The sequence below is a fragment of the Kordia jejudonensis genome (genome assembly GCF_001005315.1).
GTDB classification, from domain to species: Bacteria; Bacteroidota; Bacteroidia; order Flavobacteriales; family Flavobacteriaceae; genus Kordia; species Kordia jejudonensis.
In genome coordinates this window covers 44,914-70,737 of sequence record NZ_LBMG01000030.1, presented here as the reverse complement: position 1 = coordinate 70,737, position 25,824 = coordinate 44,914, and the positions used below count along the sequence as shown (strand labels likewise).

The following is a 25,824-nucleotide window of genomic DNA, read 5'->3' as shown; positions in this document are numbered from 1 at the left end:
TCGGTTATATCGAACTGGCATTAATTGACAATTACAACAACTCAAAAGTATCTTTATCATTTAAGAATTTTAGCTTATTTCGATAAGTTTCTATGTTCGATTTTGTCAGCGTAGCAAACGCAATTTCTTCTTTACCCGATTCTAAATTTGTTAGCTTTTCGCCCAACACATCATACACCGCAGAATGTCCAGGATATTCATGCGAATTTGCATCGAGTCCTACTCTATTGACACCAATACAATAACTCATATTTTCAATGGCGCGTGCTTTTAACAAGGCATCCCAAGCGCTAATTCTTGGCTTTGGCCAATTGGCAACATACAGTAAAACATCATAATTTTCTACATTTCGCGCCCAAACTGGGAAGCGTAAATCATAACAAATTAGCGGGCAAATTTTCCAATCTTTATACGTAATGATGTTTTTGAAAGTTCCAGCCGTATACACTTCATGTTCGCCAGCTAAGGTAAATGTATGGCGTTTGTCATAAGTTTCAATTTCGCCAGAAGGAAATACAAATACAAAACGATTGTAATGATTTCCGCTTTCAGAAATAACCAAACTACCAGTAATTGCAGCATTTTTTTCTTTTGCCAAATTTTTCAACAACGCGATTGTTTCGCCATCCATGGTTTCAGCAACTGACGCAGGATTCATGGTAAAACCAGAAGTAAACATTTCAGGTAAAATAATAAGATCAACCGTATCAGCAATCGTGTTGATTTTTTTGTGTAATTGTATACGATTTTCCGCAGGATGTTCCCAAACGAGATTGGTTTGAACAAGCGCAACGTGTAATTCTTGGTTTTTCATGTGATGTTGGTATGTTGGTATGTTGGTATGTTGGTATGAAAGATACTAATTGTAAACTAATTATTTTCCATGAATTTCCAACACCTCAAACAATGTTGCTTTAAATGTTCTTCCAATTGGAATACGCTTGTCGTGAATATACACTTCGTTTCCTGTAATTTTATCTACGTATTTTATATTAATGACAAACGATTTGTGTATTTGAATAAATTGCTGTTGTGGTAATTTTTCTTTCCAAGTGCGAAGACTTCCAATGAACGATAGTTTTTGTTGCTTGCTCACAACCGTTAAGTAATTTCGTTCCGATTCTACATAAAAAATATCCTGAAATTGAATTTTATGAAAGGTTTTATCTACGTTTAAAAATAATGTTTCCGAAGGTGTTTTTTCCGTTTCTGAAACGACTGTTTTTGGTTGCTGTCGTTGTGTTTTCTGAATGGCTTTTAGGAAGCGTTCTAATGAAAATGGTTTGACTAAATAGTCAATAATGGTTTCAAACTCAAAACTCTCCACGGCATAATCTGGATATGCAGTCGTCATGATGATTGTTGGCGGATTTTTAAGCGTTCGCAGAAAACTCAATCCTGAAATATCGGGTAGATTTATATCTAAAAAAATCAAATCAATATCTTCCGAATACAAAGTATCATATGCTTTTAATGCTGCATTAAATGTGCCTATCAACTCCAAATACGATACTTTTTCAATGTAACTTTTCAGAATACGCTGTGCAGGAATTTCATCTTCAATAATGATACATTTCATGTGTGTTAGAGCTTTCATGTGAGTTTCAATTTCAGCGTTACACAATACAAATTTTCGGTTTCAATCTTCAATTCGTATTGATCTTTGTAAATTAACTCCAAGCGTTTTTTAAGGTTTTGCAAGCCAATTTTGTCGTCTGTTGTTTCCTTTGCAGGATCAAACACATTGGCACATACACATTTCAATTCGTAGTTTTCTACACGAATTGCCATGTCAATTTCACTATCAATCACACTGTGTTTAAAAGCATTTTCAATAATAGTAATTAACAATAAAGGAGCAATTTTATAATCATCCCGATCAATTTGTTGGGTATATTTGATGGTTTTGATGCCTTCCGTACGAATTTCTTGAAACTTGATATAATTGTTGATAAACGTCAGTTCTTTTTCTAAAGAAACAAAGGTTGCATTGCTTTCATACAACACATGTTTTAAGTTATTGGACAACATTAAAATCAATTCGGGAACGTGCGTAGGTTTTTCTAGCGAATAGGAATAAATCGTGTTTAAATTGTTGAATAACACATGCGGATTGATCTGTGATTTCAAAAATTTTAACTCCATTTCTGTGTGTTTTTGTTGAATGGCTTCTACTTCGTCTTTCTTCTTTAAATAACGAAATAATACCCAAATAAACGAGAAAAAGATAATTGGCACAATGGTTTGCCACACATAATCCGACAAGCATTTTACCACACTACAACCACATTGCGCAAACGCATTACAGTACAATTGTGTCGCCAAAAAACTAATCAAGGCAATGAGTAAAATATACAAAGTGTACCATTTTTTCTTTTCAAAAAAAGGCAACAATAAAAAATCGTTTGTGTACACAATGATGACTAAAATGGACATGTATTGCAAAAATGGATTTTCTGCCCAATAATAATCTGAGAAGTAAAATAACGAAACAAAAATGAACAAGGTCCAAAACAGAATGTGGATCAGGATTTTAGAAATTCGGTAACTAAAAAAGTTCATAGGTTTGTTTTTACACACTAATTGAGATTCATAAAAAACTCGGAGTTCTCAAAAGCTTACAAGCAGTCAAAGTACTAAGAAAGCTAGAATTGATCAAATATACACGGATAAAATGCATGCTTCACTGTACAAACTTCCATTTTCAGCAAAAGAACTACATCTTTTCAAAAATTGCTTTTTATAAAGCTATGTGTGCATGCTGTACATTTTTTTAGTTTTTAAGTGTTCATTGGCTGAGTTTTGAAACATCAACAAAAACAACCAAGAAATGAACAGAATTTTTACACTAGGTTTTGCGCTTTTATGCATCCAAATTTCGCTTGCGCAAGAAATCAATCAAGTGACGAAAGACGCTAGAGGACGCGAAAAAATGTTAGGGGAAATCAACAAAAAAGGGTTTACACAAAACTCGTTTGACAAATGGTTTACGCCAAACTACGAAGCGTATCAACCTGATGAAAAAACCATTCAAAAACTGAAACGAAAATTAAAAAAATACACCATTACCGTGTTCATGGGAACTTGGTGTGGCGACAGTAAACGTGAAGTTCCTAAGTTTTACAAAGTATTGGAAGCCGCTAATTTTCCTGAAAATAAACTACGCGTTATTGGACTTAATAATGGGAAAGAGCAGTACAAGCAAGGTCCAAATGGCGAAGAAATTGGCATGAACATTCATCGCGTGCCAACTTTTATTGTGTATGATAAAAAAGGTAAAGAAATTGGTAGAATTGTAGAACATCCTGTAGAAAGTTTGGAAGCTGATTTGCTAAAAATTTGCAGAAAAAAATCATACGAGCATAACTATCAAGTTGTAACGCAATTAGATAATATTTTTAAGGAAAAAGGCGAAAACTATGTTGCTGAAAATCTTGATGAAGTCGTTTCAAAAATTACATCATATGCTAAAAGTTTAAAGGAATTAAACACCTATGGTTATGTACTGCTTCGCGCAAATGCAATTTCAAAAGCGATTACTGTTTTTACCATAAATACCAAACTCTTTCCTGAAAATAAAAATAGTTATGATAGTTTGGCAGAAGCTTACTTCTTTAGTAAAAACTATAAAAAATCTAAAGAATTATATGCCAAAGTTTTAGCATTAGATGCTGATGATAAAAATGCGAAGGCAATGTTAGCGAAAATGCAAGATTATTAACATAAAAGCAAAGTTTGTTTGAAAAGCAACGCTTCTCCTTGTGAGTATATAGCGTTGCTTTTTGTCTTTTTTAAAACAGTATTCAATTATATTATTCTTATTTTAGACGCAATTCGTTTTTCAGAACGAATTTGTGAAATGGCACTACCACGATTATGCTATTGTAACACCAAACGTATATTAAAATCCATTTCCTAAAAATAGGTTTATGACGAGAATAGTTGCTAAATTTTTAATTTTTACGACTTTATTAATAATTACTTTTTCCTTTTCCGCGCAAGCGCAAGAACTTTCAGAAAATGCTTCTTTAGCAGCACGATACGCGTTTATCTTGAAACAAAAATTTTCCGATCCTGAAGGAGCGCACTTAAATGCAACGTTACTGTTGCAAAAAAGCGAAACTGAAAATAACCAAGAATTTATATTTAAAGCCTATTATCAATTGGCACGTATTGCCAATATTCAAGGCGATCATAAAACTGGAATGTTGCACGCTAAACGTGCCGAAGATGTTGCAAAAGCAATGCAAAACGATGTGTTTATCTGCAAAGCGTTACTTACTGTTGGAAATACATATGTGTATCTTGGTGATGACGAAAATTCGTTGCTCTATTATTTACAAGCGTTGAAATTTGCTAAAAAAAGTAAGCACATTCGAAATCAAATTATGGCGCGCGGCAATATTGCCAAAGTGAAACGCAATGTACATTTTGACAAAGAAGCCTTAGAAATGTTTCAGGAAAATTTTAAACTATGTCAAAAACATGGACTCGAAAAAGAAACCATCGGCATCAATACGTATTTAGGATTGACAGGAACTTTTTTAACCTTATCCCAACCAGATTCTACAATTTTTTATGCAAAACCCGGACTTCATTTTGCTTCTGAAAATAAGGATGTAGAAGGCGAAAGCTATTTTTATATCGATATGGGCATCGCATATTACATGAAAAGTGAGTTTGAAAAAGCCATCATGTATTTAAAAAAAGCAGCAACAATTACACTTGAGTTAAAGAATAAAAAACGCTTGGTGGAAGTGTATTATTATCTTGGAAAATCGTATTTGGGACAGGAAAACTATACGAAAGCAGTTGAATTTTTAGAATTGACAAAGACAACTGTAACACAAGAAAATAATAATAAAAATGCACTAAAATTCAATCCTCATATTTTACTTTCCACGCACGAATTGTTAGCAGATGTTTATAAAAAACAAGGCAAAATTGAAAAATCGAATGCTAGTTTTGAACAGTACAAAGCACTTGACAAACTCAAAGATATTGATCGTACCAATGTATATGAAACGTTGTTAGATAATGTGCAACAAGAAAAAAAGCAATTAACATATTCCGAATCAAAATTAAAAGATACCGTCAAAATAATATCCGTTTTAGCATTTTTAGTATTTGCATGTTGTATTTATTTTATTTGGAGATGGATTAAGGTACGTAAAAAGAACAAAATCATTTTTGAGCAATTACTTGAAAAAATAGAACAAGAAAATCTGGAGAAGAAAAAAAGTGAGGTAACGATTCAAGATAAAAAAGTACATGAAATTTTAGCGCGTTTGGACAAATTAGAAGCTTCTCTATTTTTCCTAAATAGTAACTGTACGTTACAAAATGTTGCCAAAAAGATAAAAACAAATACAAGCTATTTATCAAAGATTATCGGTTCGCACAAGCAGAAAAAATTTACGGAATATATTAACGAATTACGCATTCAATATGTCGTAAAACGTTTAAAAGAAGATGCTAAGTTTCGAAAATATTCCATTAAAAACATTGCAGAAGAAATTGGGTATAAAAGCACTAATTCATTTACCAAACACTTTAAAGCGTATACCAAACTCTATCCTTCATTTTACATTCAAAACTTGAACGAAAAAGAGAAAAAGATAGACGCAAATTTATAAATTTGAGTTATAGACTACTGCTGACATGCAAACTCCCAAATAAAATATGTTTATTTTCAAACCGAAAACTTAAACTTTAAATAATCAATTATGAAAAAAAAGAACTTAAAAACCATGCATTTACGTAAGCGTCTTATTGCAAGTATGCAAGCCAATGAATTGGAAGCGTTAAAAGGTGGAACTCGCTCTCAAAGCGACTTAGAATCAGTACCAATTACTATTTGCCCAGGTTATATGTTTTGTGAACACAACATGTCGGCTTAAAAAAAACAGACACTTTCAAACGTTCAATACAACTCAAAACCAGCTACATAAGGCTGGTTTTTTTGTGCGCAAATTCGTGAATTTTTTAAGAATCTACTTATATAATATTACTTCAATTCTTATTTCATGCGTATATTAAAAACATTAACAAATCAAACTTATACTCATGAAGAAAAAAAATCTAAACAAAGAATTTACTTTTGACAAGCTAGTATTTAAAAAGGAAAAAATTTCTGCTATCACGCCAGGAAGTAAAAGCAATGTAAAAGGAGGTAATATGTGTAATGATACAGGTTGTACGATGGATCCGTGTCCTCCATTCTTAACTACACGAGTTTACAGTGGTGGAAGTATGCCAGCTTAATCCAAAAAAAGTAGTAAATTACATATGATATTATAAACCAAATTGAAAAACTTAAAAGTTTAAAATCATGAAAAAACAACTTAAAAAATTAGCCTTAAATAAAAAACAAGTAAGTCAGTTAGGGCAAGACCTATTAAAAGGAGGAACATTGCCTTGGCAAACGCCAACACGTTCATGTTTTGATTGTGGAGAAACAACCACAAGACAAACAGGTTCTTGGTGTCTTACAGGAAATCAAACCAACTGTCAATAAGAAATTCAATTTCAAAAATAATATGAAAAGCTTCTCGTTTGGGAAGCTTTTTTTATGTAGAAAAACTCCAAAACAGGATGAATATCTTTTATTATTATTATTTTTAACGTTGAAGTGATTCAAACTTTTTTGATTAAAAATCCTACCAACGATTTAATCTATTTTTATAAAAGAACCAATTTCCTAAAAAAGAGTGTTTATGATGCAAAAAGTGTCCAACTTTTGGAGTTTATTTTTTTTCATGCTTACTGCTTCAACTCTTTTTGCACAAGAAATGCCCGAAGATGCTTCTGCTGAAGACATTGTCGTATTTATCAATCAACACAAATATTCCAATCCTGACTTAGCCAATAAGTATGCTGAAATTTTACTCGAAAAAAGTAAAAATAATAATGATAAACGTGGTGTATACGATGCTTACATTCAAAAAAGTCGTATAGCCAATATTGAAGGAAACTATTCACTCGCCATTCAACATGCAGATGCTGCAATTTTAACTGCCGATGCGCTAAAAGACGATATTTTGAAAGCTTTTCCATTGCTCATTAAAGGAAATGCCATTGTGTATTTGGGCGATAATAAAGGTGCATTGGAAAATTATTTAAAAGCGCTCGACATTGGAAATTCATCAAAAGAAATTGAAATCATTGTGCGTGCAAAAGCCAATATTGCCAAAGTAAAAAGACGCATGGAATTTTACGAAGAAGCGTTAGAAATTTACAAAAACAATGCGCTTTTGGCAGAAAAACATACGTTTAAAGACGAATTAGTTGCCATAAATTCATACATGGGAATCGGCGGTACATTTCTTCGTTTGCAACAACCTGATTCTACCTTACACTATTCAAAAATTGGCTTACAAAAAAGTTTGGCAATCAATGATGACGAAGGCGTAAGTTATTTTTATATCGATATTGGAATTGCCTATTTCATCAAGGGAGATTTTGAAATCGCGGTTGATTATTTGCAAAAAGCAGAAAAAATTACAAAAGGACTTAACAACCAAAAACGATTGACCGAAATTTATTATTACATCGGAAAATCATATTACGAATTGAAGGATTATGACAAAGCTATTGCCTTTTTGAAAAAGGTTGAAACTATTGTTGCGACTAAAAATTCCAACGATCAAAATAGTTTCAATCCGCCAGAATTGTTAGGAACCTTTCGCGCATTGGCAAATTCGTTTGAACAATTGCAAAACAATGAGCAACATTTATTTTACACCGAAAAATATGTACAACTCAACAAACACAATGAAGTTAAAAACATAGAAGTCATTAAAGATTTATACGAAACGGTTCGCAAAGAAAATGACGATCTTTCTTCCTTAACTTCGAAGTTAGAAAACCGTTTAATCTACGTAATTCTCTTTAGTGTTTTTGTTGTTGGATTGTGTGGTTTCTTTTTGTTTAAATTCATAAAAATTCGAAAACAAAACAAGATCATTTTTCAAAAATTAGTATCGCAAATTGAAGCAGAAAAAGCTCCTGAAAAGAAAACGGATATTGTCATAAAAGATAAAAAAGTCAATGCTATTTTGGATGGTTTGGAAAAATTAGAACAGTCGTTATATTTTTTAAACAGCAATTGCAATTTGCAAAATATGGCTAAAAAAGTAAAGACCAATACAACGTATTTATCCAAAATCATAAGCACTTATAAGCATAAAAAGTTCTACGAATACATCAACGAATTACGCATTGAATATGTATTGAAACGTTTGAAGGAAGATTCAAAATTTCGCAACTATTCTATCAAGCATATTGCGGAAGAAATTGGCTATAAGAGTACAAATTCGTTCACAAAATATTTTAAAGCTTACACAAAATTATATCCTTCGTATTATATTAAAAATCTTGAAGATACAGATAAAAACGTTGCCTCAAATTAACTAATTTGAGTTGTATACGCTGCGTACTAATTACATTAATAGCCTATATTACTTGTATAAATTACAACTCAAAACCAATACGTATGAAAGTGAAAACTTTACAAAAAGTGTATTTAAAAAAATCGACCATTGCTAAAATTAATCAAATAACAGCTTCTCAGTTAAAAGGCGGAACACGTACGCTTGACGGAGAAGAAAGCGGACTTGGAACGCATTGCGGAAACTATGTTTGCTTTTAATACACGCTTATCAATTCACATGTACAAAATCGGGAGCCAAGCTTCCGATTTTTTTTTGATGTGTGTCACTAAAATTAGCTACTAAAATCGCACCTCAAATCTCGCAATTTTTAATTCTCTTGAGTTACGTTTCCTTTTTTTCAGCGCATACGAATCATATATTGAGATCAACTAAAAATTAAATTATTCAATTATGAAAACTCAAAAAGTAAAATCGTTACAATTAGCAAAAGCATCAATTGCAAATTTAGATGTAGCAAAACAAGATAGAATTGTTGGTGGTGGCACACGCGCTTGGACTGGTTGTTTAACATTCGATTCGATGTGTCCAACTTCTTGCCACGCACACTAATCTTAACATTAATAACCTAAAAATTTTAAAACCATGAAAAAAAAGAATTTAAAAAACCTACAATTATCAAAAGAAAAAGTAACTGATCTTCAGGCAAATACTGCAATCAAAGGTGGTTACACAACTGTAATTTCTGTAGAACCAGAGTTTTGCAATTTTACATACAACAGATGGTGCTACAATACTGGATCGCCAGGAATTTGTACAGCTCCAAAATAGTAGTGAATTATCAGATTAGAAAGGCTTCTCAAACGAGAAGCTTTTTTTATATCTGATTCAAAATTTTAGCCGCTTGTTGCAATGTTTCTTCAGTTTTGGCAAAGCAAAAACGCAGCAATTTATGATCTTCTTTATTTGTGTTGAATACAGAAAGTGGAATGGACGCAATTTTATGTTCACGTGTTAAGCGTTTGGCAAATTCGGTATCCAATTCGTCAGTAATATCTTCATAAGACAACACTTGAAAATACGTTCCTTGCGATGGTTTCCATGTAAAACGTGAATCTTTAATCGCATTTAAAAAGTAATCTCGCTTTCGCTGAAAAAAACTCGGAAGTGCTTCATAATGTGCAGGATTTTTGAGATACTTCCCGATGCCAATTTGCATTGGATGATTTACAGAAAATACATTGAATTGATGCACTTTTTTAAATTCGTCCATGAGTTCTTTTGGCGCTACACAATAGCCCATTTTCCAACCTGTATTGTGAAATGTTTTCCCGAAAGAAGCTGTGATAAACGCGCGTTCGGCAAGTTTCGGAAATAATGCCGCACTTTGATGTTGTGCACCGTCAAAAATAATATGTTCGTATACTTCGTCACTGAGTAAAATAGTGTTTGTATTTTCTAAAATTGAAGAAAGTTCCAACATATCTGCTTTCGACAATACTGTTCCACTTGGATTGTGTGGCGTGTTGATAATCATCAACTTAGTTTTGTCGTTTATTTTCGCTCGAACTTCATTCCAATCGACGGCAAACTCTTTTCCTTTTAACTGAATTGGCACTACTTTTCCACCATGCGCTTCCACAGCTGGCGCATAACAATCGTAGGCTGGTGTAAATATAATTACTTCATCTGTTGGTCGTACAAACGCGCTTACAATGGTAAAAATAGCTTGTGTTGCACCAGCTGTAACCACAATTTCCGTAGCTGGATTGTAGTTTTTTTGATACAAATGCTCCATTTTTTCAGCAATGGCTTCCCGCAATATCATTGCGCCGGGCATTGGCGCGTATTGATTGTAATTTTCACGCAAAGCTTGCTGCACCATTTCAATTAGTTTTGGATCTGAAGGAAAATTAGGAAATCCTTGCGAAAGATTGATGGCGTTTTCCTTGGCAGCTAACTGACTCATTACCGTAAAAATGGTGGTTCCTACATTTGGAAGTTTGGATGTATGTTGTATCATTTTGGTTGCTTATTGGCGGAAAATTAAGCATAATAAATTAAAAATTACGCTGTCATGAAGCTATGCAGCAGTTTTGGTAAAATTTTCGATTCCTATTTTAATAAGTGTAGAAATGTATATTACAAAAAAAGAGACTATCTAAAAAGTATAAAAAAGCGTCATTTTGAATTCAATTCAGAATCTCATTACACTGATTTTCAATGATTATGAGAAACCGAATCAAGATTGGCTTGACGAAAATTTAGCTTTTCAAATAGTCTCTTTCAAGTCTTTTTACAGAATTATATTTACTAAAAACAAACCGAAGTTCGTTTTATCATATAGTTCTATAGCTCATATGGATCACATAATGCCCATGTATCACAAAAATACATTGTGTCACAAGTACATTCTGTTCTTCTCAATGTTGGGTAACTTGCTCCTCCTTTAGACTGATCCGTAGTTTCAAGAGAAGAAATTGCTCTTTTGTTCAGTGCTAAACTTTTTAGACTTCTTTTTTTCATAATTATAATAATTTAAGTTTATACCTAAAAGTACAGGAAGTTTAAAAACGTTACCCAAGTAATTCAAAAAATTATTAGTTCAAATTTAATTCGCATTTGAAGGCTGTTACACCCACAAAAATTGAAACTGTACTTGCTTTTTTTATAGCAGTTGAAAAGATACTTCTGTATTGAAAAAACGAACCTACTGTTTTATAAAAGGTCATCTCTTAATTTGAATACAATCAGAAAATATTTATACAAAATAATTTAAATAATTAGCTGCAAATCAAATATTTAAAATTATATCTGTAGTTTTTTAAACTTAATTATTGTTGAAAATTTACGTTTTAATTCTTATCAAAAATAATGCTTCTTTTTTCATGATGACATTTTATAAAAGCTCAGAGGCTTGTCTTGGTTGGTGTATTTTTTTGTGATTCCTTTGAACCATGTTTAACCACAAAAACAAACATTATGAAAAAAAAGAGTTTACGTAAAATCGCATTAAACAAAAGTACAGTGTCAATTATTAACGGAAGATTCGTTAACGGAGGTTTAGCTTCTAATCATGCTAATTATGGAAATTACTCAGATGTACATTCTGATTTAGTATCACTTCCTGTAGCAACAAACTGCCCGACAGATACATTTGAGTTATCTTGTATTTGTAGTAATGGAGTAGATACTTCAACTCCAATTGATAAAGAGCCAGCATCTCCAGTACGTAACAGATAATATAGCTTTGTATTCAGTATATTTTTGATTACTTTCTTAAAGTAGTAATAAAATTTGGGTTCACTCTTTTTATTATCATATTTATACTGACATACATGGATGTGTAACTACAAGCGAAATTTGGTTCGCTTGTAGTTTTTTTTATGAAAATTAGGCTAGTGTGTCTAATACTTCTTCTAGGTTTTCAATGATAGGATCAACGTCTTTGTTGTTCTTTTTTCGTTTTTTTCGCACCATTATAAAACCTACTACAAATAACCATACATACGTTGCTCCGTAAGCAATAAGTTTGATGGTGAGACTCGTTTCCTGCAAAACATCTTGGTAGTAAATTGTGATTCCGACAGCTAACAAAACTAAATATGTTGGCATAAAAAAGCTCGTAATCCATTTAAAATAGCGTAGTTTTTTCAACATTTTTGTCGCAAAGGCTTTCATATTTTCTGAGATATCATTCGGCGTTCGCCAAAATAATACACGATACCACATCATGACTAAGGTAATACTCAATAAAACAAACATGAATGTTAAACCCATGTAGAAGTTATCCGAACGTTCTTTGCCCAAATTTGCGTTCCATAACCAAATGAAAACGGCAAATACTGCGGCAAATGAAATGCTCATGAACAAGTTTCCGAAGACTATTTTTCGCTGTAATTTTTTGAGTTTTGCAAACAACGAGTCACTTTCGCTGTTGACTTCAATTTCTGTTGAAGAAACCGATTTCCAGTCGTTTAGGATGTCGTTAAAATCATTCATTATTGTATATTTTTAAAAGGCGTTTTTTAATTCTGTTGATTCGGACACCGACATTGTTGGCTTCTATTCCGATGATGTCTGCAATTTCTTTGTAACTCAATTCTTCTAAGACCAAACTGATAATGAGGCGTTCGTCTTTTTTGAGTTTTTGCACACATTGCATGAGTTTGTTGACTCGATTTTCTTTGGCTTGCCGTTCTGTATCTAAAACTTCTTCAAATGTATCGGGAAGCTCGCTATTGAATAATTGCACATGTTTTTTGGCGTGACGATTAAAGGTAATGGTGGTATTTAGCGTAACGCGATACAACCACGTTGTTAATTTTGAGTTTCCTTTAAAGTTTTTGAGTCCATTCCAAACATTGATGAGCACTTCTTGGTATAAATCATCTACCAACTCTTTTTCGTAGAGATAGGCAAGACAAATTCGATAGATTTTATCTTTGTGATGTGTGATGATTTCTTTGAAATATTCTTCTCGCATTCGCGTTGTATTGTGTGTTTTTGACTTTAATTTCTACATTTTTTTGCTCTTCTTATCACGGTATCTCGACTGCGCTCGATATGACACTAGAAAAAAATTTGAAGCTATTGTTTGATAAAGTTTGAAACTTCTTGGTAAAATGCAGATGGATTATCTAACATGATGAAATGTTCCGCTTTGTCTACAATTTTTACCGTACACGAATTGCAATTTTTATATTGATCTTGATACATTTTTAGTTTGGCTTCTTTGGTAAAGTTAGGAAATTGCGGAATAGGTTCGTTCCAATTTGTGAGTACCAATGTTGGCGTTTTGATGGTTTTGATGGCTTCCCGTAAATCTGTACTCATCATTTCAAACATGGTATATCCTAACGTTCTACGATCTGATTTTGCAGCATCATTGAGTACGAAGCCAATTTTTTCTTTGTTGCGCATCATACCGTTTAGCGTTTGTTTTAGCGTATTTCGCAACATTATACTGTCCATAGGCATGTACATTTCTTTGAGCATTCCATAAGACGATTTTACAAAGTCTTCAGTTATGGCAGGATTGGAAGCGCCAGCTAAGAATGGTAAACTGTCTACAATGATGATTTTAGAAACGATACGTTCTTCCTCAATTGCCATAAGCAAGCTTGTAAATCCACCTATACTGTGCCCGATAAGAATACAGTTGTCCGTTTTTTGTTTTTTGATGTAATTGATTAATTGTGATTTTACTTCTTGCAAAATGGTATTTGAGGCAATTGGTTTTGTGCCGCCATAACCCGCAAGTGTAATGACATGAATTTGATAGTTTTTTTGGTATTTGGCAACTGTTTCATTCCAAACATTTCCTGAACAGGAAGCGCCTGGAATTAGGAACATAGTATCGCCTTTTCCGTGTATGGAAACTTCAAAAGCAGTTGGTGTTGTAACTTCTTGTGCTTGTACATTCGCGAAAGCAAAAAAGAATAAGAGCATAGATTGTATTGTTTTCATCGTTTTTTGATTTTGTATTTTCCTTTTAGTACAGACCTGTTTTATTTATTACAGTTTTTTATAAAAAAAATGAAGTTGTTCGTTTTAAAAGCTGTTCTTAATACGTTTTGTTACGAATTATTTTCTGTGCTGAACTGGATTCAGTAAGGCAGGAATCTACTATACTTTAAAATGGATTCCGCATCAAGTGCGGAATGACAAATGATAAATGACAAACAATGAAGTCACAAGCGTCAGTTTGAGTGATTTTTGATAGAAACTTGCATCTCGACTGCGCTCAATGTGACATAAAAATGAAAAGAATACTTTATGCGTCTTATTTATTTTAAAATATACTAAATTGTTGTTCATTCAGTTTTTATAAGTAAATCAAGTCGTAATGAAATATACTTTTAACCTTTTGATTATTTTTTTGACCGTTTTTGTGAGTTGTACCGAATCGCAACACAATAATTGTGTAAAATTACAAGAAGAAAATGCTATGCTTAAAGATTCGTTAGCTACGCTTCAACAATTTTCTAATACACAACCAGAAGCAATTGTTGAACTTAAAAAGATGAATATTGTCTATCGTGGCGTTGATAATCCTTTAAAAATTGTAGTTCCGAATGCAAAAAATGTTGCTGTAATGGCGCCAGGCTTGCTCAATAAAGGAAATGGAAATTTTAATTTGAAACCACAGTCGGGCAATGAAGTTACGCTTAAAATTGTAGCTCAAATGCATTCTGGAAAACAGTTAACGTTTGAAAAAGTGTTACGGATTGAAGATGTTGAAAATCCTAATTAGTAGCATCTTATACACTGTAGTTTGTATTCAAATAGTTAAAATTAATCTTGGATTCCGCATCAAGTGCGGAATGACAAATGACAAATAACAAATGACTAACAATGAAAGTACAATCGTGAGTTTGAGTAATTCTTGATTGAAACTTGTATCGAGAACTACTCCACTATCTCCATTTTCTTCAACAAGAACGAAGCATTCATATTGGCGCAGATTCCTTTTTTGAGTAAGTAGCCAAAGAAGAGTTCATCATTAATGATTTCGGCATCAAAGAAGTAGTTTTTTACTTGGTCAATTTCTTTTTCCAATTCACACAAACTTAAATCATGCGTGGCAATGATTCCCGCAGCATTTTGTGAAGCTAGTTTTTGAACGATCTTTTTTGAACCCATCGCTTTGTCATGACTGTTGGTTCCTTTTAAAATTTCATCTAAAATGATAAAATACGTATCGTCTTCAATTTTGTCTACGATCATTTTTAAGCGTTGCAATTCTGAAAAGAAGTACGAAGCACCTTCTGCCAACGAATCCGTCGTACGCATGCTTGTAATAAGTTTTATAGGCGAATATTCGGCGGTTTCTGCACAAATTGGCAAACCAATATTAGACATGACAATTCCGAGCGAAACCGTTCGTAAAAAGGTACTTTTTCCAGCCATATTTGCACCTGTAACAATGAAAAATTCCGAGTTCCCAATGTTGAAATCGTTGTCAATTCTGTTTGTCGTTCGCAATAATGGATGTCCCAATTGTGAAGCATTCAGTACTTGCGTTGCGTTTTCTGAAATCGTTGGATAATTAAATTCTGGATGATTGAACGCAAAGTTCCCTAAACTGTTATATGCATCAAAAAATGTCACGACATCAAACCATTGCGCCACTTTTGTACTGTGTTTTGCAATCCATGTTTCGATGTGATATGATTTTGAAATATCCCACAATAACAATCCATTTAAAAATACTCCAACTAAGATATTATTTCTATTGTCCAATGCATCAATTCGTTTTGAAAATTCGCGCACTAAGGCAGATGCTTTTTGTACATCGCTGTGAATGTTTTGTTGTTTTTCTTTCAACAGTGTTGTTGTAAATGTTTCTTCTTCAATACGTTGCAACAAGTGTCCGTATTGTTGAAATGTATCTTTTGCTTTGTTCGTATTGATCGATAATAGATTGATACTTTTTAGAAATCTCCCTGTAATTCCCAAGCCCAATCCTATCCACATTAGCACGTATAAAAACGGAATGATTTCTAAAAACGATAAGGTTATGATTGTGATAGAAAGTACTGAAAATAGCATTGGCAAGAAACGAACTGCTTTTGGAATGAAGCTTTTGTATTCGTGTAACCATGTTGTGATACTTTTTGAAGTTGCATCTACTTTGATGAGCAATGCAATGGCTGAAAAATGTTGTCGCCACGTTGCTTTTTCGCCTAATTCTTTGATGGCTTCTTGTCGTGTAGTAATGTTTGAAATGTCGTTACTTGCGAGTAATTCTGCCAATTTGTTTTTTCCTTCGCGTGTGGTTGCTCTGTTGAGATATTGAAAGAAAGAAGCATTTCCAAAGAGATCAATATCGTAACTAAATTCGTGTGAAGCGTCTAGAAATTCCTCGCCTGTTGGTAGTTTTGACAAATCGCCATTGATGACATCTATTTCAAGCTGATTGCATTGTATTAATGCTTTTAGTTTGTTGCTTTGATAGACTAAATCTGAATGACGAAAGACTAAAAACAGAAAGATTCCCATACCAACTATGGACGCCAATATTACATAGTGCCATTGTCCAAATAAGAGATATATCGCGAAAGCAATGCTTAAAAAAACGAGCAAACGCAAGAAACTAGATTGGTTTAGTTTTCGTCGTTGTACTTTTAATTCGGCTTCAAATTTGGCTTTTTGTGCTGTGTAAAAAGTTATTGGGTTCTGCATGATGGTATTCTGAGAAATATCTCGCCAAGAAACAAAAAAAAACGCAAAACAAATAGCTTTGCGTTCGCTAGTATTTCATCCTAAGAAAAGTTTAACAATTACCGTTGTCAAATCTACTTTTTAATAAACTTTAGTACTCTTTTTTCTAGTTGGATGAAATAGATTCCTTTGGTTAATTGTTTAATATAAATTGGTTCATTTTCGTTTACAATTCCTTCCACAACTTTTTTTCCAGAGATATCCAAAATTGTATAGTTTTCTGTTTTTTGCAAAGCTGTTAACTGAATACTATTTGTAGCAGGATTTGGATAGACGCGTAACTTCATTTCAGCTGTATCCACATCAGTTACGCTTAGTGTAGAATCATCAATATTAACAGAGAAAGCCAAGTGTTCTCCAATTTGCGCAACTCCATTTCTGTATCGTACTCCACCTGTGTAATTTGTAGAAAAAGGGCCATTAAATCCTCGTCCTGTTAAGGTTGGCAGTGTAAAATCGGATACTATAATTGTGTATTGTGAAGAAGTATTCATAGAAATCATCAATGCAGAAAAGTCAAAAGTAGTACTAGCGCCTATGTCAGCAATATTTAATGTACCTAATACAGTTCCTCCCAATCCGTCGCCTTCATACAAACGTACGATAGCTTGACCAATCATATTATCAGGACTTGCTGCTATGACAGAGAAACCTGAGTTGAATGTGATGCTTGTTAATATTCCGCTACAAGTACCATCTGTAGTAAAAGAGATTCCTGTTGAGTTGCCTGCAGCATCAAAATTTGAATTGTCACTGAAAGAAGGTCCACATTGTGCATTTAAAAATAATGATGCACTTATAAGCATCACAAAAGCGAGTATTTTTTTTGTCATAACATGTAAGATTTAGGTTAAGACTATAAAGGTATTCAACTACTTGTCATGTTTCTTACAAATGTTCTGAACTGCTTACTTAATGTTCTGAATGTACTATTTAAATGCGCTTATTTAATTTTATAGGTAGCTTGGAAAAAGATAGCTGCTGTTTATAACAAATTGATTTTGCTTAATAGTTCTTCCTTGTATTTTTTACCAATAGGAATGGCTTGTTTGTTAATTACGATGGTATTTTGATCTATTTGTTCTAAGTATTCTAAGTTGACAATGTAACTGCGATGTACACGTACAAATTTTTGATTGAGCTTCGTAATGATTTTGTTTAAATTCCCACGAATGACATGTTTTTGATTGTTTTTTAGTTGAATTTCCGCGTATACATGTTCGCTTTTGATGAATAGAATGTCTTCAAATTTCAACTTGATAAATACGTTTTTTTCTTTGATGAAAAATGCATCTTTGATGATGAGTTCTTCTTCATTGACTTCTCCGACACGTTTGGAATAGTTGTAGAGTGCAATTTCTATAGAAGAGTAGAGTTCATCTTTGGTAAACGGTTTGACCAAATACGCTGGTGGCATTACTTTTTTGGCTTCCGAAACCGTTAGTGGATCAGAGTTTGAGGTTAGAAATATAAATGGGAAATCGTATTCTTTTCGGATTTTTTCTGCGATATCAATTCCTGTTTTTCGTCCAGAAAGTTGAATGTCTAAGATTGCCAAATCAGGTTTTTCAGCTTCTATCGCTTCTATGGCTTCTGTGTAATTGATTACAGGTTCTAACGCTTCATATCCTAAATCGTCAAGTGTATCACATATGTGATCGGCAATGATAATTTCGTCTTCAACTACTAATATTTTTACTTTACTCATAGCTTGATTAGTCTAATAATGCTCTTCGTTGTGTGTCTTTAAAGGTAATTTCAAATGAAGCGCCATCACTGTTATTTAGTGTAAATTTTCCTTGCAATTGTTTCGTCAGTCGTTTTACCAAACGCAATCCTAAACTTTTCACTTTCGCCAAATCGATTGTATCATCAATTCCTTTTCCATTGTCGGCTACAACGAGTTTGTATTCTTCTTCATTGACTTTGTTGATCGAAATGTTTAGTTGATTTTCTTTGGTAGCATCAAACGCATATTTGTACGCATTTGTAATCAATTCATTCACAATTAACCCTAATGGAATTGCCGTATCGATATCAAATTGCATGTTCTCTGTATGGATATTCGTTTGTACTTTTTTCTCAGAAGCATACATGTATGATAGTTCTTTTACCAATACGTTGATGTATTCGTCAAAATCAATCAACCCTGTTTCATTTTGATAGAGTTTTTGATGAATTAACGCCATCGATTTGACTCTGTTTTTTCCTTCATTTGCCAAACTCAGTGCTTTTTCATCTTCAATACCTTTCGTTTGTAATTCAAGCAAACTTGATACAATTTGGAAATTATTTTTAACTCTGTGATGTACTTCTTTTAGTAAAAGTTGTTTTTCTTGTAATGCTTTTTCTATGATTTTATTTTTCTCGTCTAATAGTTTAGAGGTTTTCTTTTTTCGTTGGTATGCGTAATAGGCAAATCCGCCAAGCGCTAATGCTGCCAAGAATAATCCTAAAAGAATTTGTTGTATGTGTTGCTCACGTTGAATTTCATTTTGTTGTTCTAACGCCATGATATCTAGCGCTTCGGCATTTTGGATACTGTCTCTGTATTGTTGCTTTTCAAAAGTATACGTAAGTTCTAATTCTTTTTCTTTTTCAATTTTAGTTTTATTTACTAAAGAATCTTTTGTCGTGGTGTAGTTTTCCAGATAGAAGAACGCCTTTTTATCATTATTTAAATCTTGATACAAACTCGCTAAATGTTGCGAAACATATTGTTTATCTTTTAGTTTATTGAGCTTGTCCCAAATTTTGAATGCTTTTTCAAATTCTTGAATTGTTTTTCGTTTGTTTCCAAGGTTTCCCCAATAATCACCAGTTGTTTGATATAAGTATCCTAAAAAGCTAGGATTTATTTTTTTTGGTAAACCTTCTTTTGCAGTAGAAAGATATGTATATGCACTATCAAACTTTTTCTGTTTCATTAAAGCTCTTGCCATATGTACTGAAGCATACGATTTTCCATAATTAAAATTAATACTGTCTGATAATGCTATGGAAGCATGCATATTGTTCTTTTGCTCATCTAACGAAGTACAGTTACAACTTGCATAAATCATCCCTAAGTTATTTCGCCATACAACAACACTTCGCTTGTTATTTTTTTGATCAAAATAAGCAATCATTTCTTTAACAGCGGCTATTCCTTCTTTATAATATCCTTTTGAGTAATATAGAAAGCTTTTTGCTTGAAGAATAGGTAATAACTTCTCTCCATCTTTGTATTGTAATGCTAATTTTTGTGCTTTGTTTAAGTCTTTGATGGCATTGTCAACTTGTGAAAAGTTTCCATATACATTTGATCGAAAAGAGTATGCATTGATGATGAGTTCAGTGTCTTCAGCCATTTCTGCATATTCCAATGCTTTATTTACAGCCTGAAATGCTTCATTGTATTTACTTTGCGATTGATACGCTCTTCCTATAGCCACATGTGCTTTGCTCAGTGCAGCAATATCATCTAGTTCTTCATATAGTAAAATTGCTTTTTCAAAGTTTTCTATAGATTTCATTTCTCCATAATTACTTCGTAAAGCAATGGTAAAGATTGTTTCAGCTAATCGTTTCTTGTCATTTGCTTTTTCTGCAAGTTCTTTTTGAAGATTTAATAAGGATACAATACTGTCTTTTTGCTTTGTTTTTTCAAGTATTGCAGCAATACTGTCATATTCTTTTTGAATTTCAGTGGTTTGTGCTTTTACACTAATAACACATAATAACATCAAAAATGAAAGACTGAATTTTAGTGATTTGAAATTCATAAAGACAGGTTAAAGGTTCGTTTGGTTACACAAAAATACACATGTTTTTAAATATGTTAAGGAGACAGCTTTTTAAAAGTGTCTCCTTAAAGTAGTACTCAGTATATATGTTATACTTACTGAACGGTAATTTTTTTCACGATGGTTTCATTTCCGTCATTTTTTATCTGCAAAAAGTACAATCCTGATGTTAATTTTGACACATCAATTTTTACACTTCTATCACTCTGAACGAGTTTGTTACTTTCATATACCTTTTGTCCTGTAATGGTATACATCGTTATGTTTGTTTTATTGATTTGATTGTTTTCAAATTGTATCGTTAACAAATCACTTACAGGATTTGGACTTACCTGTACTTTTACAGCAACGTTTTCTTCTTCAATACTTAATGGCGTTGTCAATACACCTTCAAACCATGCAAAATATCCAGGGCTAAACGATCCTAAGATAGCATCTAAAACTCCATCACTATTTACATCTCCAAAACTAACTGTTGCAAATTGTCCAAAATCGAATGTTTCTAAATCTCCTGGCATATTTTGATACGCATATGTTCCGAAGTCTGGTGCTGTTGGCGAACCGATATTTTCTACCCAACGTACAATTCCTGTATCAGTTCCCACAATTAAGTCATAATCGCCATCACGATCTACATCTTCAAAACTAGGCATTGTTACCAATATGTCGCCGTGTGGCCAGTTACGATCCAATACTCCTGTACCTGTGTTCATATCCCAAGGATTGTCTAAATGCAATCTACGTTCATACATTGGCACTAATTTAGTTCCTGTATTTTCAAGATAGGATATAGAATCACTTCCGATACCTACCATATCTAAATCATCATCGTCATCTAAATCGACAAATCCGAGACCTGGAAAGTTTGCTATATTCTGATTCAAAATCCCAGGAATGGTCGTTTCTACAAAATTCGGTACGGTAGCGGTTCCCGTATTTTCATAGTAATGAATATCATTAAAGTTAAATTGATTTATATCATTTTTAGTCGCAAGGAATAAATCAAAATCTCCATCATCATCGATGTCTACAAATTGACCTTTTGTTTCATTATTTCCTCCTGGAGCAATGGCAACGGCGTCTAATGCTGGCTGTGCTGTTTGCACCCAGTTTGGAGCCGTAGCAGAACCTGTGTTTTCATAGTAAAATAATTTTCCTTCCGCAGCTTGTGCGCCAGAAACCATGTCCAAATCACCATCACCATCTAAATCGACCAATACTGGTGCGCTGAGTCTTCCAGTTAATGTTGGCAAAACGGCTACATCTAAACCCGCAGGATTCGGTCCTGGAGCTGGTACTGCGCCCACATCGGGCGCATTGGAGTTTATTCCTCGAAATTCGAATGTATCAGGAAATACAGCTTGTGCTGTGAGTATGTATGTGCAAAGCACACACGATAGAAAAAGTAATTTTTGCTTCATTGTAGTTAAGATTTGAGTGTTTACTGTAGGTTAGCACGACAAATATATACCGAAAAGCACTTGACAGTTTCTTAAATGTTCTGAACGTTTTCTATAATGTTCTAAACCGCTTTGTGATGTTATGAAACAAAAAAAGCGAATACCTATTACGATATTCGATCTTTATTTTTTCTTGATTTTATTTACAATGAACTATTGTCTACATCTTTGAAAAAAGTGAGGATGGTTTGCACTGCATTTGTATAGAATATTGGATGAATGTTTTCAAAATCGTCCGTGGGTTTGTGATAGTCTTCATGATCTTCTACACCAAAATATATGAATGGAATTTTAGCCTGATGAAATCCAGCATGATCGCTCATGTGTGTCCATTCTTTGTGACCAATTTTTAAGCTTAGATCTCCGCTTGTTTTGGTGTTTTCGATAATTGATGTGTATTGTGGATAGTGTTGCGGACCTACAGCGTACAATTCTTTTTTGTCGCTTCTACTAATCATATCCATATTGATATTTAGTTTGAGCTGCGTTTGTTCTACTATTGGATTTTTTACATAGTAAAACGAACCTACCAAGCCTTTCTCTTCTGCGTCAAACGCTGCAAGAATGACTGAATGTTTTGGTGGATTTTTTTGAAAATATGCTGCGAACGCTATTAATGCGCTGATTCCAGAAGCATCATCATCAGCACCATTGTATATGTCTCCATTTTTGATTCCTTCATGATCGTAATGTGCAGATATTACTATGTATTCAGTAGGCTTTTCACTTCCTTTGATGAGTCCCAAAATGTTTTCTCCTTGCATTTCTTTTAGTGGAAATACTTGTCCAAAATCATTTCCTAATGGTTGTACATTTAGTTTTTTGAATTCTGAGATAATGTAATTCTTAGCTTTTGTAGCACCTTGGGTTCCTGTTTCGCGTCCTTCATATGCATCGGATGATAATTCTTTGACATGATTTAACAAGATCGTTTTATCAAAATCATACACGATTTCCGTTTGTACTTCAGATTGTTCTTTTGCTTCTTTTTTAGATGCTTTCTCCGTTTTACAACTTATAAAAAGCAGTAATAGGACAATTAAAATGTTTTTTGATTGTATCATAGTTTTTTGATGAATGTAATTAAAAAATCCCAAGCAGGTTGTACTTGGGATTTTGATATGATTGTATAGGCTTAGCGTTTATCCTTTGAAAGATGCTTTTAAATACTCACGATTCATACGTGCAATATTTTCAAGCGAAATTCCTTTTGGACATTCTACTTCGCAAGCTCCAGTGTTTGTACAGTTTCCAAATCCTTCAGCGTCCATTTGATTTACCATGTTCATCACACGGTCAGTTGCTTCTACTTGTCCTTGTGGTAGTAATGCGAATTGCGATACTTTTGCTGAAACAAATAGCATGGCACTTGAGTTTTTACAACTTGCCACACATGCTCCACAACCAATACATGTTGCTGCATCAAACGCTGCATCTGCATTTGCTTTTTCAATTGGAATTGAGTTTGCATCTTGCGTGTTTCCTGAGGTGTTTACAGAAACAAATCCTCCTGCGTGTTGAATCCGATCAAAAGAACTTCTGTCTACAATTAAATCTTTGATTACAGGAAATGCTTTGGCTCTCCATGGTTCGATGTAGATTGTATCTCCATCTTTAAACTTACGCATGTGCAATTGGCATGTAGTAACCAAGCGATCTGGTCCATGCGCTTCTCCGTTTATATATAGTGAACAAGAACCACAAATTCCTTCACGGCAATCGTGATCAAAAGCTACGGGCTCGTCTCCTTTTATTATAAGTTCGCTGTTAAGAACGTCTAACATTTCAAGAAAAGACATGTCTGGAGAAACATCGTTGATTTGATAATCAACCATTTTCCCTTTAGCGTTTGCGCCTTTTTGACGCCATATTTTTAATGTTAAATTCATAACTATTAGATTTTAGTATTGAGTATTGAGTATTGAGCAGTTAGCTTTCTAACATCTCATATCTCAATACTGACATCTATTTATAACTTCTTTCTTTTACTTCAATATTCTCATATGCCAAGTCTTCCTTGTGTAAGACAGCATCTTTTGGTTCTCCTTTATATTCCCATGCAGAAACAAATTGGAATTCCTTACGACGTTTTGCTTCTCCTTCAGGAGTTTGGTGTTCTTCTCTAAAGTGTCCACCTGCGGATTCTTCTCTTACTAAAGCATCTTTTGCAAACAATTCTCCTAATTCTAAGAAATCTGCTACACGACCTGCTTTTGCTAATTCTTCGTTGTATTCATCAGCTTCTCCAGGAACACGTACATCTTTCCAAAATTCTGCTCTTAGTTGTGAAATTTCTTCAATAGCAGATTTTAAATCTTTTTCGTTACGTGCCATTCCACATTTATTCCACATAATTTTTCCTAATTTTTTGTGGAAATAGTCAACTGGCTTCGTTCCTTTATTATTGATTAAGTGATTGATATCTTCGCGTACTTTGTTTTCAGCTTCTTCAAATTCTTTTGTTTCTGTAGAAATTGGTCCTGTACGGATATCATTTGCTAAGAAGTCTCCAATGGTGTAAGGCAATACAAAATAACCATCTGCCAATCCTTGCATTAATGCAGAAGCTCCCAAACGGTTGGCTCCGTGATCAGAAAAGTTTGCTTCTCCGATAGCATACAATCCAGGAACGGTTGTTTGCAAGTTATAATCTACCCAAATTCCTCCCATTGTATAATGTACCGCTGGGTAAATCATCATTGGTGTTTCGTATGGATTTTCGTCAACGATTTTCTCATACATTTGGAATAGATTTCCATATTTATTTTTAACAACTTCTTGTCCTAGTTTTTTCACTAAAGCCGCATCATTTTCATCCAATCCTTTTACGTGTGCTTGCTCTTTTCCGTAACGCTCAATGGCTGCCGCAAAGTCTAAATACACTGCTTCACCTGTAGCGTTTACACCAAATCCTGCATCGCAACGTTCTTTAGCTGCACGCGACGCAACATCACGTGGTACTAAGTTACCAAAGGCTGGATAACGACGTTCTAAGTAGTAATCTCTATCTTCTTCTTTAAGATCGGTAGGTTTCAATGATTTGGCACGAATTGCCTCCACATCTTTTTTGTGTTTTGGCACCCAAATACGACCATCATTACGCAATGATTCTGACATTAACGTTAATTTTGATTGATGATCTCCAGAAACTGGAATACATGTTGGGTGAATTTGTGTGTAACAAGGATTTGCAAAGTATGCACCACGTTTGTGTGCTTTCCAAGCTGCCGTTACATTACTTCCCATAGCGTTTGTAGAAAGGAAAAATACGTTTCCGTATCCACCAGTTCCTAATACAACTGCATGTGCCGAATGTCTTTCTATTTCTCCTGTAACTAAGTTACGTGCTATAATTCCTCTAGCTTTTCCATCAACAACAACAACATCTAACATTTCGTGACGGTTGTACATTTTGATTTTTCCACGACCAATCTGGCGGTTCATGGCAGAATAAGCTCCCAATAATAATTGTTGTCCTGTTTGTCCTTTGGCATAAAACGTACGTGATACTAATACACCACCAAACGAACGGTTGTCAAGTAATCCGCCATAATCACGTGCAAAAGGAACTCCTTGTGCTACACATTGATCAATGATGTTTGCAGAAACCTCAGCCAAACGATATACATTAGCTTCACGCGAACGGTAATCGCCACCTTTTACAGTATCGTAAAAAAGTCGGTAGGTTGAATCTCCATCTCCTTGATAGTTTTTTGCGGCGTTGATTCCTCCTTGTGCTGCAATTGAGTGTGCACGACGTGGAGAATCTTGAAAGCAAAACGCTTTTACGTTGTATCCTAGTTCAGCTAATGTCGCTGCCGCAGATCCACCTGCGAGTCCTGTTCCTACAACAATCACATCAATAAGACGTTTGTTGGCAGGGTTTACAAGATTGATTTCGTTTTTATGTTTTGTCCACTTATCTGCTAGTGGTCCTTGAGGTATTTTTGAATCTAAAGCCAT

At 33.8% G+C, this 25,824-nt stretch carries 26 protein-coding genes; 11 read left to right on the top strand and 15 right to left on the bottom strand.

Annotated elements, in window-relative coordinates; translation table 11 throughout:
* Positions 1 to 31: 31 nt before the first annotated feature.
* Genes AA089_RS15135 through AA089_RS15125 form a run of 3 tightly spaced genes read right to left on the bottom strand, consistent with a single transcriptional unit; the run spans position 32 to position 2,562 of the window.
* Entirely contained in the window at positions 32 to 814 is a 783-nt protein-coding gene (locus AA089_RS15135; RefSeq protein ID WP_046757810.1) for an amidohydrolase, read from the bottom strand.
* 60 nt (positions 815 to 874) lie between these two features.
* Positions 875 to 1,597: a LytR/AlgR family response regulator transcription factor gene (locus AA089_RS15130; RefSeq protein WP_241480001.1), complete on the bottom strand. Its 723-nt coding sequence runs from the start codon at positions 1,595 to 1,597 to the stop codon at positions 875 to 877.
* Positions 1,594 to 2,562, bottom strand: a complete 969-nt coding sequence (locus tag AA089_RS15125; RefSeq protein ID WP_046757809.1) for a sensor histidine kinase — start codon at positions 2,560 to 2,562, stop codon at positions 1,594 to 1,596. Before AA089_RS15125 ends, AA089_RS15130 begins: the two co-directional genes overlap by 4 nt.
* A 268-nt stretch (positions 2,563 to 2,830) precedes the next feature.
* Here AA089_RS15125 and AA089_RS15120 point away from each other — a divergent pair, with 268 nt between their 5' ends.
* The 9 genes from AA089_RS15120 (at position 2,831) to AA089_RS15095 (ending at position 9,221) form a co-directional block, all read left to right on the top strand.
* Positions 2,831 to 3,721: a thioredoxin family protein gene (locus AA089_RS15120; protein WP_053002467.1), complete on the top strand. Its 891-nt coding sequence runs from the start codon at positions 2,831 to 2,833 to the stop codon at positions 3,719 to 3,721.
* A 208-nt stretch (positions 3,722 to 3,929) separates the two neighbouring features.
* Positions 3,930 to 5,636 (top strand): helix-turn-helix domain-containing protein, encoded by a 1,707-nt coding sequence (locus tag AA089_RS15115; RefSeq protein WP_046757808.1) that lies wholly within the window; start codon positions 3,930 to 3,932, stop codon positions 5,634 to 5,636.
* 114 nt (positions 5,637 to 5,750) lie between these two features.
* Entirely contained in the window at positions 5,751 to 5,900 is a 150-nt protein-coding gene (locus AA089_RS24850; RefSeq protein WP_156169046.1) for a hypothetical protein, read from the top strand.
* A gap of 166 nt (positions 5,901 to 6,066) precedes the next feature.
* Positions 6,067 to 6,264 (top strand): hypothetical protein, encoded by a 198-nt coding sequence (locus tag AA089_RS15110; protein WP_046757807.1) that lies wholly within the window; start codon positions 6,067 to 6,069, stop codon positions 6,262 to 6,264.
* 67 nt (positions 6,265 to 6,331) lie between these two features.
* A complete protein-coding gene (locus tag AA089_RS15105; RefSeq protein WP_046757806.1) occupies positions 6,332 to 6,517 on the top strand; it encodes a hypothetical protein in 186 nt (61 codons plus the stop codon).
* Between the two features lie 199 nt (positions 6,518 to 6,716).
* A complete protein-coding gene (locus AA089_RS15100; RefSeq protein WP_046757805.1) occupies positions 6,717 to 8,411 on the top strand; it encodes a helix-turn-helix domain-containing protein in 1,695 nt (564 codons plus the stop codon).
* Between the two features lie 83 nt (positions 8,412 to 8,494).
* Entirely contained in the window at positions 8,495 to 8,650 is a 156-nt protein-coding gene (locus tag AA089_RS24845) for a hypothetical protein (protein ID WP_156169045.1), read from the top strand.
* A 193-nt stretch (positions 8,651 to 8,843) separates the two neighbouring features.
* Positions 8,844 to 9,002, top strand: coding sequence for a class I lanthipeptide (locus AA089_RS25465; RefSeq protein ID WP_173427064.1), 159 nt, complete (start codon positions 8,844 to 8,846; stop codon positions 9,000 to 9,002).
* A 33-nt stretch (positions 9,003 to 9,035) separates the two neighbouring features.
* On the top strand, positions 9,036 to 9,221 hold the full coding sequence (locus AA089_RS15095) for a hypothetical protein (protein WP_046757804.1): 186 nt from the start codon (positions 9,036 to 9,038) through the stop codon (positions 9,219 to 9,221).
* 46 nt (positions 9,222 to 9,267) lie between these two features.
* Here the strand turns inward: AA089_RS15095 and AA089_RS15090 are convergent, their stop codons facing one another.
* Complete coding sequence (locus tag AA089_RS15090) at positions 9,268 to 10,410, bottom strand: methionine aminotransferase (RefSeq protein WP_173427065.1); 1,143 nt, start codon at positions 10,408 to 10,410, stop codon at positions 9,268 to 9,270.
* A 962-nt stretch (positions 10,411 to 11,372) separates the two neighbouring features.
* Between AA089_RS15090 and AA089_RS15085 the strand changes: the two genes are divergently transcribed.
* The gene (locus tag AA089_RS15085) at positions 11,373 to 11,633 is read left to right on the top strand and encodes a hypothetical protein (protein WP_046757802.1); all 261 of its coding nucleotides are present in this window, start codon (positions 11,373 to 11,375) and stop codon (positions 11,631 to 11,633) included.
* Between the two features lie 150 nt (positions 11,634 to 11,783).
* On the opposite strand, the gene AA089_RS15080 is transcribed toward AA089_RS15085, so the two are convergent.
* The 3 genes from AA089_RS15080 to AA089_RS15070 all read right to left on the bottom strand — a co-directional run bounded on the left by AA089_RS15080 (position 11,784) and on the right by AA089_RS15070 (position 13,859).
* The gene (locus tag AA089_RS15080; RefSeq protein WP_046757801.1) at positions 11,784 to 12,392 is read right to left on the bottom strand and encodes a hypothetical protein; all 609 of its coding nucleotides are present in this window, start codon (positions 12,390 to 12,392) and stop codon (positions 11,784 to 11,786) included.
* Positions 12,385 to 12,876, bottom strand: a complete 492-nt coding sequence (locus AA089_RS15075; RefSeq protein WP_046757800.1) for an RNA polymerase sigma factor — start codon at positions 12,874 to 12,876, stop codon at positions 12,385 to 12,387. Before AA089_RS15075 ends, AA089_RS15080 begins: the two co-directional genes overlap by 8 nt.
* Positions 12,877 to 12,980: 104 nt before the next feature.
* Positions 12,981 to 13,859, bottom strand: coding sequence for an alpha/beta fold hydrolase (locus tag AA089_RS15070; protein ID WP_082113292.1), 879 nt, complete (start codon positions 13,857 to 13,859; stop codon positions 12,981 to 12,983).
* 379 nt (positions 13,860 to 14,238) lie between these two features.
* Here AA089_RS15070 and AA089_RS15065 point away from each other — a divergent pair, with 379 nt between their 5' ends.
* On the top strand, positions 14,239 to 14,646 hold the full coding sequence (locus tag AA089_RS15065) for a GldM family protein (RefSeq protein WP_046757798.1): 408 nt from the start codon (positions 14,239 to 14,241) through the stop codon (positions 14,644 to 14,646).
* A gap of 155 nt (positions 14,647 to 14,801) precedes the next feature.
* On the opposite strand, the gene AA089_RS15060 is transcribed toward AA089_RS15065, so the two are convergent.
* The 8 genes from AA089_RS15060 to AA089_RS15025 all read right to left on the bottom strand — a co-directional run bounded on the left by AA089_RS15060 (position 14,802) and on the right by AA089_RS15025 (position 25,824).
* Positions 14,802 to 16,577 carry a MutS-related protein gene (locus AA089_RS15060; RefSeq protein WP_046757797.1) on the bottom strand — a complete coding sequence of 592 codons (1,776 nt, stop codon included), beginning with the start codon at positions 16,575 to 16,577 and terminating at the stop codon, positions 14,802 to 14,804.
* 113 nt (positions 16,578 to 16,690) lie between these two features.
* Positions 16,691 to 17,449 (bottom strand): T9SS type A sorting domain-containing protein, encoded by a 759-nt coding sequence (locus AA089_RS23785; protein WP_053002464.1) that lies wholly within the window; start codon positions 17,447 to 17,449, stop codon positions 16,691 to 16,693.
* A gap of 152 nt (positions 17,450 to 17,601) precedes the next feature.
* Positions 17,602 to 18,324 carry a LytR/AlgR family response regulator transcription factor gene (locus AA089_RS15050; RefSeq protein WP_046757796.1) on the bottom strand — a complete coding sequence of 241 codons (723 nt, stop codon included), beginning with the start codon at positions 18,322 to 18,324 and terminating at the stop codon, positions 17,602 to 17,604.
* 7 nt (positions 18,325 to 18,331) lie between these two features.
* Positions 18,332 to 20,380 carry a tetratricopeptide repeat-containing sensor histidine kinase gene (locus tag AA089_RS23780; protein ID WP_082113291.1) on the bottom strand — a complete coding sequence of 683 codons (2,049 nt, stop codon included), beginning with the start codon at positions 20,378 to 20,380 and terminating at the stop codon, positions 18,332 to 18,334.
* 116 nt (positions 20,381 to 20,496) lie between these two features.
* Positions 20,497 to 21,822, bottom strand: a complete 1,326-nt coding sequence (locus tag AA089_RS15040; RefSeq protein WP_046757795.1) for a T9SS type A sorting domain-containing protein — start codon at positions 21,820 to 21,822, stop codon at positions 20,497 to 20,499.
* Between the two features lie 182 nt (positions 21,823 to 22,004).
* Positions 22,005 to 22,925, bottom strand: a complete 921-nt coding sequence (locus tag AA089_RS15035) for a M28 family peptidase (protein ID WP_053002461.1) — start codon at positions 22,923 to 22,925, stop codon at positions 22,005 to 22,007.
* Between the two features lie 78 nt (positions 22,926 to 23,003).
* Positions 23,004 to 23,750, bottom strand: a complete 747-nt coding sequence (locus AA089_RS15030) for a succinate dehydrogenase/fumarate reductase iron-sulfur subunit (RefSeq protein ID WP_046757794.1) — start codon at positions 23,748 to 23,750, stop codon at positions 23,004 to 23,006.
* Between the two features lie 76 nt (positions 23,751 to 23,826).
* Positions 23,827 to 25,824, bottom strand: coding sequence for a fumarate reductase/succinate dehydrogenase flavoprotein subunit (locus AA089_RS15025; protein ID WP_046757793.1), 1,998 nt, complete (start codon positions 25,822 to 25,824; stop codon positions 23,827 to 23,829).